Raw genomic sequence first — 19383 nt, 5'->3', positions numbered from 1 at the left:
AGGTGAAGGTTTTACTGCCCTTTAGAGTGGGATAAATTTAGATCATGGTAATTTGCACTAGGATGCTTAAAAAGTTATATTATCTTTCACTAGCTAGAAGTATCCCGACGAAAACCAGTTTTTTCAGCCTTTTGAAAACATGTTTCAACAACTATATAAAAATAGTCATCCTTAAATAGCATATTTTTCCCTATTATTATCTCTCATCATTGGGCTTTTTTCTTCACGCCTGCTTGTGAACTTGGTTTCTTTGTTGTGCCTTGCTTCCCTGTTTTCTTTTTGTTTTTATCAATAGATGCCTGTAATGCAGACATGAGGTCGGTCACATTTGATGCTGCTGGTGCTGGCTTCCCAGTGGTCTCTACCGTCTTTTCTCCTGCCCGTTTCTGTTCAATCACATCAAGCAAGGCGTTGCGATAATCATCTTGATATTTTTCTGGGTCAAATGGGGTTGTCAGTTGCTTAATAAGCATGAGCGCTGTATCCAGTTCCTTTTTTGTAATTTGTTGATTGTCAGGGATGGCGACCTCTCCAGCATTACGAACTTCATCAGGAAAATGAATCGTCTCCATCACCAATGTGTTTTGATAAACACGGACGATGGCCAATTGCTCTTTTGACCGAATAATGATTTTAGCGACACCTATCTTTCCTGATTCTTCTAATGATTGCCTTAATAGCACGTACGCTTTTCCCCCACCGGTATCCGGTGCAAGAAAGTAGCTTTTGTCAAAATAAATAGGATCTATTTCTTCTAATTTAACGAAATCGATAATCTCGACTGCTTTATCTTCACTTTCTTTCCGTAAGCTTTGTAAATCCTCATCATCAAGAACAACAAATTTGTTTTTTTCATATTCGTATGCTTTGACAATATCCTCGTTTGCCACTTCCTTTTCACATCTGCTACATACTTTTTCATAAGAAATCGGCGTATGGCATTCTTTATGAAGTTGTCTTAATTTGATGTCTTTATTTTCTGTTGCAGCATGAAGCTTAACTGGAATATTGACTAAACCAAAGCTGATCGTTCCTTTCCACATCGTATGCATGACATCACCTGTTTTTAGTTACTATCCTGCTAATTTTTTGGTGGGATTATGCAGGCGATTTTTGGCTAAAATATTGACAGTTATCTGAGAGGAGGGAGATGACATGATACCAATGCGTTTAACGCCTGCCACACAGTTACCTGAAGGTGATGATTGGCAGTATGAAGTGAAATATGATGGTTTTCGCTGTCTTCTTCTTATAGACACAAATAGCGTGCAATTATTAAGCAAAACTGGCAAGGTTTTAAACCCTGCCTTTCCCGAGATTGAAGCCTTTATCCAGCAGCTTACAAATGCTTTACAGCCGTATGTCCCCCTTCAACTTGATGGTGAATTAGTCCATTTAGTGAATAGCTATAAAAGTCATTTTTCTACCGTGCAAAAAAGGAGCAGAATGAAGAAAGTAACAGCGATTGAGCAATTAGCAACGACACTTCCTTGCCACCTTGTTGTGTTTGATTTACTAAAAATCAATGGGACATCTCTGTTAACAATACCTTTACAGCAACGACAGAAGCAATTATCTCTCTTGTTTAAGACACTCGACCTTCCATTATCCGTTATACCCGAAGACAGCCGTTACCTTCAGTACATTAATCCTTCTACGTCAATGGACCGTCTCTGGGACAAGATCGTTCAATTTAATGGAGAAGGGCTCATCGCTAAAAAGGCCGCATCGTCATACAAAGAAGGCGTCAGAAGTAAACAATGGTTAAAAAAGAAATTCTGGCGATTGATCAATGTGATCTTATTAGAGTATAACGAACTTAATGGTTATTTCCAGGGAGCAGTCTACAGGGAGGATACGTTAACCCCAATTGTTGATGTGAAACACGGCTTTAGTGATAAAGAGCGTCAAACACTTATATCCATTTTTACACAAAACGGACAACGGATGACTTCTACTACTTGGCAACTGACACCTTCGATTTGTGTAAGCGTTGGGTGCATTGATTTTGACGGTTCCCACTTGCGTGAGCCCCGTTTTTCATCGTTTCTATTAGAGGAACACCCTGATCACTGCACGTGGGAGCAGATGCAGAGACAACTTTATCCACTCCCCTCTCCTGTGGTGATCACACATCGTGACAAACCAATTTGGCCAAACTGTCACATGACAAAAGACGATTACCTGATCTTCTTACAACAAGTCGGCCCGTCCATGCTTCCTTTTCTGCACAACCGCTTGCTGACAGTTATCCGCTATCCACACGGTGTAGACGGTGACGCTTTTTATCAAAAAAACATTCCTGACTACGCCCCTGACTTCGTTAACACCACTCAAGAAGATGATATAACGTATATCACATGTAATAGCATGGACACCCTTCTTTGGTTAGGAAATCAGCTCGCTTTAGAATTTCACATTCCATTTCAGCCTTACACGGAACGTAAACCAACTGAAATCGTTTTGGACTTGGATCCACCTTCAGTTAACCATTTTCCGTTAGCCATTGAAGCCGCCCAACGCTTTAGAGCGATATTCAATGAGTGTCATATTACTTCCTTCATTAAGACATCTGGCCGAAAAGGGTTGCAACTGTATATTCCATTACCAAAGGGGAGGTTTTCATATGATGAGACTCGCACAGTCACCTCTTTCCTCTGTCATTTTCTATGTGAGCAGGACCCCTCCCTATTCACGACTGAGCGTTTGAAAAAGAACCGAGGCGAGCGCTTATACCTCGATTATTTACAGCATGATGCCGGAAAAACACTCATTGCCCCTTACTCACCAAGAGGTGAAAAAGAAGGAACGGTGTCTGTTCCACTCTATTGGGAAGAAGTTAATGAGGATCTTTCCCCCTCTCACTTTACCGTTAAGAACGTCGCTGATCGCCTTTTACAAAAGGGAGACCCTTTTAGATTTATGTATGAGACTACGAATGAATCTGCCCTTGAGACTCTTCTAAGCCGGTTAAGAGAGTAGAACAGTTCTCTCCCAATAAACACCACTACACTTTTCACCTTAAATAATGTAAAGCTAATTGAGCAGTCACAAGCTGTATTAGAGAATTGGTTAAACATATACTCCCCTTTTCAGTAGTAAAAAGCGTGCCATATTTTTTCTCATAGCAGTCTAAGCAAATAACACAACAAGACCCTCTCATAAGCAACTGCTTATGAGAGGGCCCTGACTACCATAGTTATTAGTTGATGCCTTGCATAGCTGTGATGAGTGCAAGCTTATAAACATCTTCTGTATTACAACCTCGGGACAAATCATTTACTGGCTTATTCAGGCCTTGTAAAATTGGTCCGATCGCTTCAAAATTCCCAAGGCGTTGTGCTAACTTATAGCCAATATTACCTGCTTCTAAACTAGGGAATATAAATGTATTTGCTTGTCCATTTAAAGGAGAATCTGGCGCTTTCTTAGCCGCAACAGTTGGCACAAAGGCTGCATCAAACTGAAACTCTCCATCTAATGTAAGTTCTGGCGCTTTTTCTTTAGCTAACGCCGTCGCCTCGATGACTTTTTCTGTTTCTGGACTTACCGCTGAACCTTTTGTCGAGAAACTGAGCATCGCAACTTTAGGGTCAATTCCGAACACTTTAGCGGTTTTAGCTGCTTCAATAGCCGTTTCCGCTAAGTCATTGCTATCAGGCGCAATATTAATGGCGCAGTCGCCAAATATATAGCGTTCTTCTCCTTTAACCATGACAAACACACCTGACGTCTTTTTTACGTCAGCTTTCGTTTTTATAATTTGTAGAGCCGGTCTCACCGTATCACCTGTTGAATGGACTGCGCCGCTCACAAGACCAGAAGCCTTATCTGTATAGACGAGCATAGTACCAAAGTAATTAGGTGTTTTTAAGATTTTTTCTGCTTCTTCTTTCGTATTTTTTCCTTTTCTACGTTCCACAAAAGCGTCTACTAAATCACTAAAGCCTGGGTATGTTTCAGGATCATAAATCGTTAAGTCTGAGACATCTATATTGTGTACCTCAGCTTTCGCCTTTATCTCATCTTCATTTCCTATTAATACAGGATTTAATATGCCATCCTTTTTCAACCTCACCGTCGCTTCAAGTATGCGCTCATCCGTTCCCTCAGGAAATACGATAGAAGGGTTGGCTTTTTTTACTTTTTCTTGTATAGCTGTAAACATATCGCTCACAGGAATTCCTCCTTTATGACTCACTATCTATTAGCATACTCCTTCTGGAGAAAAAAATAAATTAATGGGACCGCTTGCTATTAAAAGTTTTAATTTTCTGAACACAATTAAGTCTTATTTTACCGTTTCCCCCTTAAATTCAAACCTTGTAATTTTTCATATTAAACGAACCTTCAATCAATGGACGTTTTCGTTATTCCCCTAATTAATTGGAAGTTTAGTGAATCAGGACAAGAGCCTACTAGCTTAATCCCCCGTCTATGCCATCCATTTTTTTAATCCCACTGTTTTATCGGTTAGTCTCCTTCAATTATTTACCCAATTCTTAATTAACTTACTTTGACTGGCATGATATTAATCTTGCAACCGCATTCATTTATTTAGTATAATGAATGAGCATTCACTCATTTATATCTTATTTAGGAGGTTAAATATGAACTGTGAGGCGCTATTTCAACCGTTGCAAATTCGTTCTTTGACTTTAAAAAATCGTGTCATCATGGGATCGATGCATGTCGGTCTTGAAGGACTGGAGAATGGATTGGAAAAGTTAACAGCTTTCTACGAAAAGCGTGCTACCCATGACGTTGGCTTAATCGTGACAGGTGGCGCGGCAGTGAATGCTGTAGGAAGTGGAGGCCCTGATTTTATGTCTATCTATGATGACGATGATATTGAGCGATGGGCACACTTAACCCAAGCTATTCATAAAGTAGGTGGAGCGATCGCACTTCAATTATTTCACGCAGGTCGTTACGCCTATAAGGATGTAATAGGTCAATCACCTGTTGCCCCTTCCCCTCTCAAATCACCAATTAACCCTGACACCCCTGAAGAATTATCTCACGAGGACATCGAACAAACCATTAGTGACTTTGCTACTGGGGCTTGGCGTGCAAAAGAGGCTGGTTTTGATGCGGTGGAAATCATGGGCTCTGAAGGCTATTTAATCAATCAATTCGTTTCACCGGTGACAAATAAGCGCACGGATCAATGGGGAGGTTCCCTTAAAAAACGATTAGCATTTCCCACTAAAATCGTGACAGCTGTTCGCGATATGGTAGGGGCTCATTATCCGGTTTTTTTCCGATTGTCAGGACTTGATCTTATTGATAACAGCACAACAGAAGTAGAGACCATACAATGGGCGCAAGCGATGGAAGAAGCCGGTGCCGATGTGCTTAATGTGGGTATCGGTTGGCACGAATCGCAGGTTCCTACTATATCAATGAAAGTTCCAAGAATGCACTTCCTGCCAGTTGCTGAAAGGATTGCCGAGGCCGTATCCATTCCCGTTGTAGCTAGCAATCGAATTAACGATCCACAAGATGCTGCTGCTATTATTCAGAAAGGAAAAATAGAGCTTATTTCCATGGCTCGTCCTTTTCTTGCAGACCCTGCTCTCCTCTCCAAAGCTAAAATAGGACGTTTCAGTGATATTAATACATGTATCGCTTGTAATCAAGCCTGCCTCGATCATGTTTTTGAAGGCAAAACGGCCTCTTGCCTTGTCAACCCAGAAGCCGGCCGGGAGACGGAGCTGCATATGAAACCAGCGACTAAACGTAAGCGCCTTCTCATCATTGGCGCTGGGCCAGCAGGACTGGAGGCCGCACGGGTTGCTGCTAAACGAGGCCATCACGTGATTTTAGCTGATGACAAACCTTATATTGGGGGACAATTGAACTTTGCTAAGCTCATTCCTGGTAAGCAGGAATTTAACGAAACACTTCGTTATTACAAAACACAGCTGGACCAATTAAATGTTGAACTGCACCTTAACACTCACGTGGACAACAACTCACCTCTATTAAAGGACGCAGATGAGATCATCGCTGCCACCGGAATTATTCCTCGAAAACCACACATTAAAGGCATTGATGACCAGCCTACCCCTAGCTATAGAGATCTTTTTGAAGGTCGTATTGTCCCCTATCATCATGTCACCATTATTGGAGGTGGAGGTATTGCCTGTGACTTAGCTTTGTTCCTAAAAGATAAAGGTGTTGAAACAATTACTCTTCTACAGCGAAGTACTAAATTCGCTAGAGGTACCGGTAAAACAACGCGTTGGGCTACGTTAAAGGAGCTCAAACAAGCAGGTGTGAATATGATTGGCGGAATTTCAACGTATGATGCCATGACGGCCGACTCTATCACCTTTACTATAGAAAATAAACAACACACCTTATCCGATACGATGATCGCTCTAGCTGCTGGCCAGCTACCAAATGACGGAGTTTCTTTGCAAGAATCATCACTAGAGAAGCCTTTTTATGTGATTGGAGGTGCTAAAAATGCTCAAGGGCTTGATGCCAAAAATGCTATTTACGAAGGAACTCTTTTAGGGCGATCACTTTAGTTTCTTGTCTAGCTCATCATCAGAAGGTTAGCTCTAAAATTAATAATTCATTTAGGAGGAAACCAATGGAAACCATTCTTTATCATATTGAAAATGGTGTCGCCACCATAACACTGAATAGACCAGAGGTAAAAAATGCTCTCAATGAAACAATGCATAAGGAGTTATATCATGTTTGGGACCAGGCAAGTACTAGTGATAAGGTAAAAGTCATCGTTCTTACTGGGGCCAAAAATGCTTTTTCAAGTGGTGCCGATTTAAAAAGTATCCCTACAGAAACACTAAAGAACTTTAATCACAGTGACTATCTGAAACGGACCTTTAATCAACTCATTCCTCTGATCGATAACACGGACAAACCAACGATAGCTTATATTAACGGTGTAGCCGTAGGTGCAGGACTTAGCCTTACTCTTGCATGTGATTTTAGATTTGCAAGCGCTGATGCTAAGCTAGCCCTTAGCTTTTTAAAGATAGGGCTCGCCCCCGATGCCGGCACCTCCTATTACCTTCCACGCATTCTCGGTCTAGGTAAAGCCATTGAACTTGGGATCGGGGAACCCATTACAGCTGAAGAAGCCCATCGGATTGGTCTTATCTATCAAATTGGTGAACCCTATGAGTTTATTGAGAAAATTAAACAAGTGCCACAACCTGCTTATAGTGCGATGACATCCATGATGAAAAATGGCCTTAATGGTTCCTTACAAGACGTGCTAGATCGTGAAGCAGAGTACCAGTACATGGCTGGAAAGTCTCAAGCCCATAGTGATGCCATTAACGCTTTTTTAAAGAAATCACGATAATAAGCTTCACATATATAACACAACATTAGTGTTGAAACGGATAAGGTGTCCCTTTGACATCCTATCCGTTTTAAACTTGCCTCTTCGTCCTGTTTGGTAAGCATGTGTCTTATCGAGCAAGCTGTTTGGCAATCACTATACACCTTTGTATAATATGAAGTGTAAGATAGATTACGGCACGATATAAAAAGAACAGGAGTGACGAGATATGGCAGAGCCGGCTAAAACATTAGATGGATGGTATGTGCTACACGATTTCCGTAAAATTAACTGGACAGACTGGAAAAAAGTATCGTCAGAAGAACGAGAATCGATTATGGCGGAGTTTTTAACTCTTTTAAAAAAGTGGGATGACGCACAGGCGTCTTTTGAAGGGAGTCACACATTATACTCCATTCTTGGGCAAAAAGCAGATCTCATGATTATGGTCCTTCGCCCAACAATGGATGAACTTATTGAGATTGAAACAGCGTTTAATAAAACACGACTTGCAGAATTTACGATTCCTACTTATTCATACGTATCCGTTGTTGAATTAAGTAACTACTTACCATCAGATAAAGATCCTGAACAGGATCCTGAAATTCAAGCCCGCTTAAAACCCATCTTGCCGAAGTGGGAATATGTTTGTTTCTATCCGATGGACAAGCGTCGTAATGGAAACGATAATTGGTATATGCTATCCATGGAAGAGCGTCAATCGTTGATGAGAAGCCACGGTATGATTGGAAGAAGTTATGCCGGCAAAGTACGACAAATCATTTCCGGTTCAGTCGGCTTTGACGATTGGGAATGGGGAGTCACCTTATTCGCCCATGATGTCTTGCAATTTAAGAAGCTCGTATATGAAATGCGCTTTGATGAAGTGAGTGCCCGTTATGGTGAATTTGGCTCTTTTTATGTTGGCACACTTCTTGAAGAGGACGCCATCAAACAATACCTTTACGTCTAACAGACATCCTGTCCCCAAAATCCAGTTCACTCTTGGTTTGGGGATTTTTTAGTCTTCTTATTTTTCTTTCTTGCTCTCCCTCCTCCCCCCTTTTGAGATGTGCCCCGTAAACCGACAAATAAAAAAACAGCACATCCTCCTTCTCTCATATATTCATAAAATGAACCCTCAATCAGTGGATATTTTTGTTTTTCTCTCACTAATTGGTAATGGCGTCATTCAGGATATTATCGGACGTTAGCCAGACTATATAGATTTACTTCTCCTCTCTATTTTGACCAGTGAGCTTTACGGGCAGCTGCGATAAATATGATTTTTTTCAAAATAGCATGATCTACAGTGTATTTATAGGCATAGGTCTATCATGTCGTACATACAATGGCATTAGTATGAATCAGCCTTATATGCAGGCAACCAAGCCGCAGTTTTAAAGGAGGTGTGTTGTGGCTGTTATTAAAGCACGAGAGCAAGATATTGCTGTGTTAGCCCGACTTATGCGTGCTGAAGCTGAAGGAGAAGGCGAAGCAGGAATGCTAAGTGCAGGTAATGTGATGGTTAATAGAGTGCGAGCTCGATGTCTTGATTTTGAAGATATTAATACAATTGATAGAATGGCTTACCAATCGCCTGGGGGCTTTGAGGCCGTCCAGAAGGGTTATTTCTATCAGAGTCCACGCGAAAGAGAGATTCGTCTGGCGAGAAGACTCGTACAAGGTGAACGCTTCACGCCAGGAGAATTTGATTTATGGTTTTTCCGTCCTGATGGCCCTTGTCCCGAACAATGGTGGGGACAATGGAATTCAGGTCGATATAAACTGCATTGCTTTTATAGACCGATTCCGTCTGAGTGTCCGTCTGTCTATACCACATATTAAAGGAGTGATAAAATGTTTTCTCAACAAGGCTCAACTTATCCAAGCTCAGGATTCGGCAATTACGGAGCGGACCAGCCAAGGCAACAACAGCCTAGCACGATGGCACCCATGCAACCTATGACCTCTATGCCTTATATGCAGCAACCATTCCCATTCCAGCCAGGCACTCCGATGCCACCACCGCCACAATTTATGCAGCAGCAGTTCCAACAACCTTTCTTACCTGATCAACCTGGTATGTTGCCATTAGAACAATCGTACATTGAAAACATTCTTCGTTTAAATCGAGGACGTATTGGTACTTTTTATATGACGTATGAAAATAATGAGAAATGGAATGCGAAAATATTTAAAGGTGTGATTGAAGCGGCTGGAAGAGATCATATTATTATAAGTGACCCTCAGACAGATAAACGTTATTTATTACTTATGATCAATTTAGATTATGTCACGTTTGACGATGAGATTGAATACGACTATCCATTCGACGGTGCTCAACAGCAATTAGCGACATATTCACCACGATAAAAGTAACCTTATAAAACGAACCTTCAATCAGTGGCGTTTTACGGACGCTTACCTGTGATAAATGAGTAAAAGGATGTTCCAAAAAAACGCCTCGCGCGGTTTTTAAGGGACATCCTTTATATAAATGGCATGGATAACCTCTCACGACAAACAACGTTGAAAGGATCTTCTACCCCTCACTGTTCTTCGTAGCAAAACGCCTTGTGTCACCATTATTACTCCATCCAAGCAGCCACAAATAATAGTACCCAGCCAGTGAGGAACGCCACACCACCAAGCGGTGTAATAGCACCCAATACACGAATGCCTGTTAAGCTTAACGCATAAAGACTACCTGAAAATAAGATAATTCCTACCAAGAAGGCCCAGCCTGCTCCATGAACAAGTCCAGTAGCTGATAAATAGCGTGTCAGAATAGCCACTCCTATTAAAGCAAGCGCATGGATCATGTGATACTGGACACCTGTTTGGAACGTCTCTACATAACCGTTCGCCTCCAATCGATCTTTCAGAGCATGGGCACCAAATGCCCCTAACGCTACAAATAAAAAACCATTTAAACTTCCTAATAATAGAAATAATTTCATCACACATCAGACTCTCCTTTCCATCTAAAGCTCGTCATCCATAACATACCATACGTTGGCTAAAACGTAAAAGAGACGTGCTTTTTATGCCGTCTCTTTTTTAGTAAAGCTTATCGATTCGTTATAAATACGCGAAGGGCTTCCTCAATCTGATCAGCTTCAGCTTTATTTCCACAATGAATCAGAATGTGATCTCCTTCTACATCCATTTGGACATGATGGAAGCCCTGCAAATCGAGAAAATCTGAAATATCTGTTACGTCCTCTTTCTCCGCATATAATGTATGTTGGCCAATATGCTCTCCATTAATAAAAAGGTCATACCTATCTTCTTCAAGTTTCATATCTGTGCCATTACCTGAGAAATATCTAAAAAAAACCGGTAATCCTATAAAATCATTATTACCTAACATTTTAACCATCCCCCTTCTCTTATTAGTTTGTAGGCTGGCTTCTTTCAAAAAAAATATGTATGATAGCTATTGCAGATAACTGGCTATCTCTTCTATAATCAGCATAGTAAAGCTGATGGGAGCGATACAAATGAACGAACATCTAGTTGTGACACCGTATAAAATGTCGGATTATAAAGATCTACTTCAAATTCAGAAGGAAGCTTTCCCTCCCCCTTTTCCAGAGGAGCTCTGGTGGTCAAAAGCGCATATTAACGCACATGTTAACACGTTCGCAGAAGGTGCTTTACTTGCTAAATTAAATGGTGAACCGGCTGGCTCCGCCACATCGCTTATCACGACGTATGATGGTTCGCCTCATACGTGGGAAGATATATCCGATAAAGGGTATATTCAGTCCTCACACGAGCCTAACGGTGACACACTTTACGGGATTGATTTATGTGTGAGACCAGATTTTCGTGGAAAAGGTGTAGCCAAAGCTTTGTATGACGCTCGTAAGCAACTCGTGACACAGTTAGGCTTAACACGATATGTAGCAGGGTGCCGTATTCCTGGTTACCATCGTTACTCAAATACTTTGGATGTTGAATCCTATGTCAATAACGTGGAGCAGGGCCTTATTCATGATCTTGTTCTCACATTTATGCTTCGTCAAGGACTTAAGCCGTTGCAGATTCTACCTCATTACGTAGAAGATGAGGAGTCCAAAAATTACGCTGTACTTGTAGAGTGGAAAAACCCAGCTCTCACATGAAAAAATCCGGCTGCAGGCTTTAAACTCTGCACCGGATCTTTTCTTATAAACTAATCACTATAGGCTTTTAAAAGTCAAATAAACTATCACTTGAAGGACTATCTCCCTCATCATAAATGGGATCTGTCGTGTTTTTTTTAGCGGCTCCTTGACGTAATGTCCGCTCATGCCGCCCCTCTTCCAAGTCTCCATACATCGCGTGTTTAACAGCTTCATCTGAGAGTGATGATTGGTGATTCGATTTTGTGTCGTACAGATGCAGCTCAGAATCTAAAAGTAAATCACAATACGTTTTTAATGCTTGAGCACTTTCTCGATATTGGCTTGAATTTGGAGACTGGTTAAGTGCCTGTTTCAACTTTGCCATCTCTTCATCCATTTTTTTCAGCACAAGCTTCGCTGAAATGTCCATTGTGTTCCTCCAGTCATTTATTTTCAGTTAGTGCCATAAAGGTCCTCATGTCTTTTTTGATTACGTCAATAGCCTCTTGCCAAAAGTCCGGCTTCGTTAAATCTACATGAAGATGTTTCTTCGCTAGCTCCTCGACATTGAGGCGTCCCGTGTCCCTTAGAAGGTCCACATATTTTTTTTCAAATGCTTGACCTTCTTTCTGAGCTCTTGCATAAATACCAGTACTGAATAAATAACCGAATGTATAAGGGAAATTATAGAAGGGGACACCCGTTATATGAAAATGTAATTTTGATGCCCAAAAATGGGGTGAGTACTCACTTAACCCATCACAATAAGCTTCCTCTTGAGCATCTTGCATTATTTCATTTAAACGCCCTTTGCTCACAGGGCCACTTTTGCGTTCTTCATAAAAACGTAATTCAAAAAGAAAGCGGGCGTGTATATTCATAAAGAAGGCTATAGCGCGATTTAACTTATTATCGAGTAATTGAATTTTTTCTTCATCTGTTTTAGCTTGCTGAATAGTGGCATCAGCTACGATTGTTTCAGCAAAGGTGGACGCTGTTTCAGCTACATTCATGGCGTAACGTTGTGAAAGCTGAGGCAAGTCATTCATCACATGCTGGTGATAGGCATGACCTAATTCATGAGCTAACGTCGCCACATTAGACGCCGAGCCATCATACGTCATAAAAATACGGGATTCACCACTTTCAGCGAAATTGGTGCAAAATCCTCCAGGCCGCTTTCCTTCTCTGTTTTCCGCTTCAATCCATTGATTTTCAAAAGCATGCTTTGCAAAATCACCCATTCTAGGACTAAAAGAATGGAATTGTTCAATGATTAGCGCCGCTGCCTTATCAAAACTTATGCTCGTCACCTTTTGCGATAATGGCGCCGCCACATCATACATAGCTAACTTATCAATGTTAAGTCGTTCAGCCTTTCTCTCCATATACCTTACAAAGTCACTTTTATTCTTTGTGATCGTCTCCCACATCGTATGAAGTGTCTCTTGCTTCATGCGGTTAATCTGTAACGGCTCCTTTAAAACATCTTCCCAGCCTCGAGCTGCATATGTTTCAAGCCGATAACCTCCTAAATGATTAAGTGTGTTAGAAAAGAGATCCGCTTCTTTTTCCCATGCCTGCTCATACCTATTAAACACATGCTTGCGCATCTCTCTATTTTTATCTGACATCTTATTTGCGGCCTGCCCGATAGAAAGGTGCTTTGTTTCGCCATTCTCCTCGACGGCCACTTTCAAACGGCCAACAATCACATTGTACATGTCTCCCCATGCGTGATAGCCATCTATAGAAAGGCGTTGAATAAGCCTCTCTTTATCAGCAGAAAGCTTTTCTTTCGCCTGTTCTCTCCGCTCATTCACATTAAAAAGGATCTCCTGTATTTTTTCTTGTGAAATAAAATCTTGCCACTGTGACTCACTAAAGGCTAAGAGCTGTTCATCAATCGATGTCATAATCGAGGCATATTTTGAGGAAAGTTGCTTCACTTTTCCCCCTAACAACTTTGCCTTCTCATCCGTTACGTCCTGAGCAGTGAGACAACTAATGAAAGCACTAGCTTCCCTTACTTTTTTACTTATTTTTTGTGATCTCTCTAGATACTCAACCCATAATACTGTATTGGTATTGTTTGCTTTCTTCGTGTCATCCAGTTCAGTTTGAAAAGACGTCAACGTCGCTTCAAGGCTTTTTAAATAACCCTTAAATTCCTGTGAGTGACTGCCCCCAGAAAAGATACTGTCCAAATCCCACACGTCATGATACGTTGTCGTCATAATCCTCTCTCCTCGTCTTTAAAGATTGGCATATGAAAATACCTCCAAATATGTGACTCTTTCCAAGTCGCCCGAATTGATCAGACCCCCATATATGAGCGCCATTACTTTCCTTTTGAGATATAGCTAGCTGGCAGGGGCTACATCTAACTCTTTAATAGGCTTTTTTTTGAGCAGACCAACAAACGAAATAAATAGTGGTTTCCCTATTATCTCAGTCACTTTTTCTCCTGTTTGCCATTCGTTGCGCTGTTCAGTTAGTAAAAAAGAACGGAATAAGTGCAGGAACAGCCTGTTCTGGTTTTTATCCTACACACTACGTTGTCCCTGTTCGAAAAACATGATATATTCCCTTGCCCTCGAATGACGAGCAAAGGGGTACTTCTTCCCGATAGGTTGCATCTCTTTTCATGTCATGTCCCTTAAATATTTTCTCAACTAAGTAACAGCCAATTAACCGAGTGGCTCCCCGTTTCCTACATGACCGCCCATCCTTTACATCAGTAGTTTCAATGTATCACGAATAGCTCAAAAAATGAAATAATTCACTACAGTCACGTCAAACGAACCTTCAATCAGCGGGCGTTCGGTCTTCCCCCACTGATTAATAGTTGAGTGCTCGGTTTTACTGACGATTATCTGTGACAAATAAAACAGACGTCATACTCCCTGACGTCTGTCTAACATGAAACATTCTCGATTAATGCTTATTTTGCCTCTCTACAGATGGACCATGCACTGGGATCGAAATTGTAAACACCGTGCCTTTTTCTTGTGTAGATGACACTTTTATCGTTCCTGTCATCTCTTCAATCACTCTAAAGCTCGTTGTTAAACCGAGACCGGTACCTGTCTCTTTTGTTGTAAAGAAAGGTGTCCCAAGCTTATCCATCGTATCCTTATCCATACCTTCTCCAGTGTCTTCTATTCGAATAACAATAACCTCTTCACTGTTTTCAGAATGTCCTAGTTTTGTATGGATATTCATCTGTCCACCGTCTGGCATGGCTTCGATGCCATTCTGAATTAAATTTATAAAAACCTGTTTCAGTTTATTAGAGTCTGCTTCTATATCAGGTAAAGACCCGTGTAAAAATGTTTCCGATTTAATGTGATGGCGATTCATATGTCCTTCATATAATGTTAATATATTCTCTAGCATACGATCTATATTCACCTTTGTTTTTTCCTCACAGACATTTGGATTAGCAATGTTTAAAAGCTCATTCACGATCTTTGTCACTCTATCAATTTCATCCATGACAAGTTTATAATATTTAGGGTTCATTTTGCCGTCTTGTTCATCAAACAATTTAATAAATCCTTTAATTGTTGTCAGAGGATTCCTAATTTCATGGGCAAAACCAGCTGACATCTCCCCAGCAACCTTTAATTTCTCAGAGCGAAGCAATTCTTTTTCCATTTTTCTCTTTTCTGTTAAATCATAAAAAACAATGAGTAATTCATCATGAGCATTTTCAGCACCCGGTAATGTTGTCACACTTAAAAATAATGTCTTATGACTCCCTCCACTAGGGCAATCCACTTCAAACTGTGTCACTATTTCCTCTTTATCAAGTAACTCAAACAAGTGAGATTTTTCGACTAAAGATTCAAAATGCGGGGACTCATCCATCAAGTGCTCTATTGTTTTATCAATCACATCATTTTTTGGCACGTCAAATATTTCTTCACATTTTCTATTGAACAGTGTCAACTGTTTCGTTTCTCTGTCAATGGCAATAACACCATTATCCGTCGCTTCAATCACACCTACAGCTTTCTTCTGATATGTCTCTCTCTCATCAAGCTCCATGGTCATCTGTTTAAATGTCTCATTCAGCTGATTCACTTCTTCGTAAGCATTCACAAACTGCTGGTTATCCCGGCTACCAGCTGCCATACGCTTCGTTGTTTCTATAAGGTGACCAATAGGCCTTAACAAATATTTAGATAGACCATAAGCAACGAACGTCAAAATAATTAATACCATACTGAATACGACGAGATACCCAATGAGTAATCCGTTGAGCGGCGCATACAGTTCAGATTCCTCCATGGCAATTCCCACATACCAAACATGGTCAAATCCGGGGATTGGGTGCATCGTTGAAAAAGAGTAGACTTCCCCATCCACTGTTTCAGCCACTTCATAATTATTAATTAACTCTTCCACTGTTTCACGCGGAATATTTTTCTGCTCAAAATAATTGGCTGTTAGTAGCTTTTCTCCGTCAGGGTGACCGACCACATCCCCTTCGCTATTTAGAATGAATGTGTAGCCTCCCCAGCCTGCCTCTTGCTGCTCCACAGTATAGTTTTGCAGCATATCATAGACAAAACCAAGTTTAAATGAAGGAGAGACAACGCCAATAAGCTCATCCTCCGCATTATAAATAGGCGCCGCTAAAACGAGCATAGGCTCATTTAATACCGGAGAAACATAAAGATCTGACATCGACGTTTCGCCATCTAATGCTTTTTGGAACCACTCTCTTTCACTTAAATCTTGACCAATGACAGATGTTTCTACTCCTGCTGTGACGACACCTTCTTCGTCTAACAAAATAATACTCCCGTAAATATCATGGGTATCTAAAAATGTATAAAGCTGCTCCCTTACTTCCAGTTCTGTGCTCTCTGGATCTATGAGCACAGGATTTTGAGCGAAATACGCTACATCCATGAGCTTTTCCTCAATGAATCGCTGAACTTCTTTTGTTAAACTATAACTCTGTAATGATATAAGTCGCTCTATATTATTAGTAATCTCTTGTTTTTGTAATGTATGACTGATGACGCCCACAGCCGACATAGGTATGAACGTAATAAGTATAAACACAATTAACAGTTTAGCCCTTAATGTTCGGAACATTTTGATTCCCCTAACTTCGTTCACTTTCTCTCATTGATATTCTGTATAGACTAAGTCTTGTTTAATAATACGACACTTTTCGCAATAAATCGACACCTGACTTCCTTTTAAATACGAGCTTACTCTCCTAAGAACCTTATAAACCCCCTACAGATCCGGTTTTTTAATGCCTAAAGGAGGATATACAGGTTATTTTTTGAGTCAGGTAATCAATCAAGCTGTAATAGTTTGTTTAAAAGTGATTGTTATCTCGTCAGATACAGGGGAGCTTATCCAGCGTTTCACTATGAATATAAACTTCCTACCCTTAAACCTGTTATGATTAGTGATGAATATTGAAATTAATGATTGATATAATAGGTGTACAATGCCTGTGTCCCAGCATTCTCCTGACCGGTTTCGGCAAGTTTTTCATACAACTCTTTTGCCAAGCTGAGTCCCGGCATCTTTAAACCTAGCTCCTCTGCTGATTCGATCGCAATCCGCATATCTTTAATGAAATGTTTAATATAAAAGCCCGGTTCGAAATCTCCTTTGACCATACGAGGAGCCAGTTCTGATAAAGCAAAGCTTCTTGCTGCCCCAGTTTGGATACTTTTTAATACATTATCTTGATCTAACCCAGATGTCTTTGCATAGGCCAATGCTTCACTAACTCCTAACATGGTTCCAGCTACAGCAATCTGATTCGCCATTTTTGTGTATTGGCCAGCTCCAGCCCTTCCTTGAAGTTGAATATTTTCACCAAAAAGTCGAAATAAAGGGAGAAGTGTGTCAAAAACATCCTTTTCTCCACCCACCATAATAGCCAACGTGCCTTGTTTCGCTCCCACATCTCCTCCTGAAACTGGGGCATCCATCATATGCATCTCCCGTTTACTCGCTTCCTCATACAAGCGTTGTGCAAGTGCCGGCTTTGACGTTGTCATATCAACAAGGGTAGTCCCACGAGATGCTCGGTTTAACAAGCCATCCTTACCAAGGTAGAGTTCCTCCACATCCGAGGGATAACCGACGATCGTAAATATAATAGGTGCAGACTCAGCAAGCTCCCCAGGCGTCTCGCACCAATGAGCTCCTTTATTAATAAGTTCTCTTGCTTTTTCTTTCGTACGGTTATAAATATAAAGGTCATATCCACCTTTCATTAAATGCCGAATCATACTTTTACCCATGACACCTGTGCCAATAAAACCTATACGTGGTTGAGTCATTCGTAACTACTCCCTTTCTCCTAAGGCTGTTATTCATCTCCATTACCCAAAGATCTCTGGATTTTTCCCAAATCTCAGTTCACAATTACAGGTATTAAGAAGTACCATATCCTCTTCACTTAGTTGAAAATCAAATAGGTTGGCATTTTCTTTTATTCGACTCTCCTTCACAGATTTTGGAATTGTCACAACACCTTGCTGAAGATCCCACCGCAGTAAGATTTGTGCAGGTGTTTTATCGTATTTCTCAGCAAGCTCACTGAGAATAGGATCATCAAATTTCTTACCTCTCGCCAGGGGGCTCCATGCTTCCGGCTGTATCCCCTTATCATGGCAATAACGGTGCAACTCAGGTTGTGTCAACCACGGATGATATTCTATTTGATTAACCGCTGGTATTATCCGAGCTTCATCGAGCAGCTCTTCTAAGTGATGTTTCAGAAAATTACTGACACCGATAGCTCGAACCTTTCCTTCAGTATATAACCTCTCAAGGGCACACCACGTCTCTTTATACGTGTGAGCCACAGGCCAATGAATTAAATATAAATCTAAGACATTTAATCCAAGTCTCTGCCGGCTCCGCTCAAAGGCTTCTAATGTTTCATCATAACCTTGCTCATCATTCCACACTTTTGAGGTAACAAAAATCTCTTCCCTTGGAATCCCTGATTCAGCGATAGCCTGGCCAACACCTTCTTCATTTCCATAAAAGGAAGCCGTATCAATGCTACGATATCCTATCTTCAAGGCACTTTTGACCGCTGCTTTAACTTCATCTCCTTCTGTTACTTTGTAAACTCCAAGGCCAACCCAAGGCATCTCCACACCGTTATTTAAGACTGTTTTATCTGCCAAACTATTCATGCTTATCCTCCTCACCTCGTTTAGTCACCGTAATAGGTAAGTCCCATTTAATCGATTCCTCACCGATGCGTGCCAAAAATTCATTCGTCCGTGAAAACGGTCTGCTTCCGAAAAAACCCCGATGAGCTGAGAAGGGGCTTGGATGAGGTGACGCAATTATTAAATGATGACCGTTCGTCACAAGTTCACCTTTCAGTTGGGCATGTTTCCCCCATAAAATGAATACTACTGGTCGTTCACGCTTATTCAATGCTTTAATCACTTCACTTGTAAACACTTCCCACCCTTGTCCTTGATGAGATTGCGGCGTTCTTTCCCTAACAGTTAGAACATTATTAAGGAGCAAGACACCCTGTTCTGCCCACGATTGAAGGTAGCCATGCTGTGGAATTGGACAACCTAAGTCGGCATGGAGCTCCTTAAAAATATTTTGTAATGATGGTGGCACTTTAACGCCTGGCTGTACAGAAAAACTCAGACCGTGAGCTTGACCAGGGCCATGATAAGGGTCTTGACCAATAATGACCACCTTCGTCTCCTCGTACGAAGTGGTATGTAAAGCATTAAAAATATCGTACATTGACGGATACACAGTTTGTTCCCTGTATTCCTCCTTTAAAAATGCGCGCAGCTGGAGATAATAAGGTTTCTTGAACTCGTTACCAAGTTGGTCCTTCCAATCGTTTTTAAGTGGTAGCATTTGATCACTTCTTTCATCATTTTCAACATTGTGATGACAGTCCAATGACGT

The 19383-nt window shown here is 41.0% G+C and carries 17 protein-coding genes; 7 read left to right on the top strand and 10 right to left on the bottom strand.

What is annotated here, in order from left to right; genetic code table 11:
• Window positions 1–206: 206 nt before the first annotated feature.
• Window positions 207–1052, bottom strand: coding sequence for a non-homologous end joining protein Ku (gene ku, locus BK581_RS14805; RefSeq protein ID WP_078578888.1), 846 nt, complete (start codon window positions 1050–1052; stop codon window positions 207–209).
• Window positions 1053–1155: 103 nt separating this feature from the next.
• On the opposite strand from ku, the gene BK581_RS14800 reads away from it, so the two are divergent.
• On the top strand, window positions 1156–2982 hold the full coding sequence (locus BK581_RS14800; RefSeq protein WP_078578887.1) for a DNA ligase D: 1827 nt from the start codon (window positions 1156–1158) through the stop codon (window positions 2980–2982).
• Window positions 2983–3202: 220 nt separating this feature from the next.
• Here the strand turns inward: BK581_RS14800 and pta are convergent, their stop codons facing one another.
• The gene (pta, locus tag BK581_RS14795) at window positions 3203–4177 is read right to left on the bottom strand and encodes a phosphate acetyltransferase (protein WP_078578886.1); all 975 of its coding nucleotides are present in this window, start codon (window positions 4175–4177) and stop codon (window positions 3203–3205) included.
• Between the two features lie 433 nt (window positions 4178–4610).
• On the opposite strand from pta, the gene BK581_RS14790 reads away from it, so the two are divergent.
• The 5 genes from BK581_RS14790 to gerQ all read left to right on the top strand — a co-directional run bounded on the left by BK581_RS14790 (window position 4611) and on the right by gerQ (window position 9700).
• A complete protein-coding gene (locus BK581_RS14790; protein WP_078578885.1) occupies window positions 4611–6539 on the top strand; it encodes an oxidoreductase in 1929 nt (642 codons plus the stop codon).
• 65 nt (window positions 6540–6604) lie between these two features.
• Window positions 6605–7345: an enoyl-CoA hydratase/isomerase family protein gene (locus tag BK581_RS14785; protein WP_078578884.1), complete on the top strand. Its 741-nt coding sequence runs from the start codon at window positions 6605–6607 to the stop codon at window positions 7343–7345.
• Window positions 7346–7553: 208 nt separating this feature from the next.
• Window positions 7554–8297, top strand: coding sequence for a hydrogen peroxide-dependent heme synthase (gene hemQ, locus BK581_RS14780; protein ID WP_078578883.1), 744 nt, complete (start codon window positions 7554–7556; stop codon window positions 8295–8297).
• A gap of 443 nt (window positions 8298–8740) precedes the next feature.
• Window positions 8741–9172 carry a cell wall hydrolase gene (locus BK581_RS14775; RefSeq protein ID WP_078578882.1) on the top strand — a complete coding sequence of 144 codons (432 nt, stop codon included), beginning with the start codon at window positions 8741–8743 and terminating at the stop codon, window positions 9170–9172.
• 12 nt (window positions 9173–9184) lie between these two features.
• The gene (gene gerQ, locus BK581_RS14770) at window positions 9185–9700 is read left to right on the top strand and encodes a spore coat protein GerQ (protein WP_078578881.1); all 516 of its coding nucleotides are present in this window, start codon (window positions 9185–9187) and stop codon (window positions 9698–9700) included.
• Window positions 9701–9915: 215 nt separating this feature from the next.
• Here gerQ and BK581_RS14765 read toward each other — a convergent pair whose 3' ends face one another.
• Both BK581_RS14765 and BK581_RS14760 read right to left on the bottom strand, forming a co-directional pair.
• On the bottom strand, window positions 9916–10287 hold the full coding sequence (locus BK581_RS14765) for a DUF423 domain-containing protein (protein WP_211273980.1): 372 nt from the start codon (window positions 10285–10287) through the stop codon (window positions 9916–9918).
• A gap of 110 nt (window positions 10288–10397) precedes the next feature.
• On the bottom strand, window positions 10398–10700 hold the full coding sequence (locus tag BK581_RS14760; protein ID WP_078578879.1) for a hypothetical protein: 303 nt from the start codon (window positions 10698–10700) through the stop codon (window positions 10398–10400).
• 130 nt (window positions 10701–10830) lie between these two features.
• Here BK581_RS14760 and BK581_RS14755 point away from each other — a divergent pair, with 130 nt between their 5' ends.
• Entirely contained in the window at window positions 10831–11457 is a 627-nt protein-coding gene (locus tag BK581_RS14755) for a GNAT family N-acetyltransferase (RefSeq protein ID WP_078578878.1), read from the top strand.
• Window positions 11458–11524: 67 nt separating this feature from the next.
• Here the strand turns inward: BK581_RS14755 and BK581_RS14750 are convergent, their stop codons facing one another.
• From BK581_RS14750 to BK581_RS14725, 6 genes are all read right to left on the bottom strand, one after another.
• Window positions 11525–11869 (bottom strand): DUF5327 family protein, encoded by a 345-nt coding sequence (locus BK581_RS14750; protein WP_078578877.1) that lies wholly within the window; start codon window positions 11867–11869, stop codon window positions 11525–11527.
• 13 nt (window positions 11870–11882) lie between these two features.
• Complete coding sequence (locus BK581_RS14745) at window positions 11883–13676, bottom strand: M3 family oligoendopeptidase (RefSeq protein ID WP_078578876.1); 1794 nt, start codon at window positions 13674–13676, stop codon at window positions 11883–11885.
• A gap of 700 nt (window positions 13677–14376) precedes the next feature.
• Window positions 14377–16551, bottom strand: coding sequence for a PAS domain-containing sensor histidine kinase (locus BK581_RS14740; RefSeq protein ID WP_078578875.1), 2175 nt, complete (start codon window positions 16549–16551; stop codon window positions 14377–14379).
• 341 nt (window positions 16552–16892) lie between these two features.
• On the bottom strand, window positions 16893–17765 hold the full coding sequence (locus BK581_RS14735; protein WP_078578874.1) for an NAD(P)-dependent oxidoreductase: 873 nt from the start codon (window positions 17763–17765) through the stop codon (window positions 16893–16895).
• A 42-nt stretch (window positions 17766–17807) separates the two neighbouring features.
• Complete coding sequence (locus tag BK581_RS14730) at window positions 17808–18632, bottom strand: aldo/keto reductase (protein WP_078578873.1); 825 nt, start codon at window positions 18630–18632, stop codon at window positions 17808–17810.
• Window positions 18625–19332, bottom strand: coding sequence for a uracil-DNA glycosylase (locus BK581_RS14725; protein ID WP_078578872.1), 708 nt, complete (start codon window positions 19330–19332; stop codon window positions 18625–18627). Before BK581_RS14725 ends, BK581_RS14730 begins: the two co-directional genes overlap by 8 nt.
• Window positions 19333–19383: the final 51 nt, after the last annotated feature.

The organism is Salipaludibacillus agaradhaerens, assembly GCF_002019735.1.
Lineage (GTDB): Bacteria > Bacillota > Bacilli > Bacillales > Salisediminibacteriaceae > Salipaludibacillus > Salipaludibacillus agaradhaerens.
This window is presented reverse-complemented; position numbering and strand designations above follow the sequence as displayed.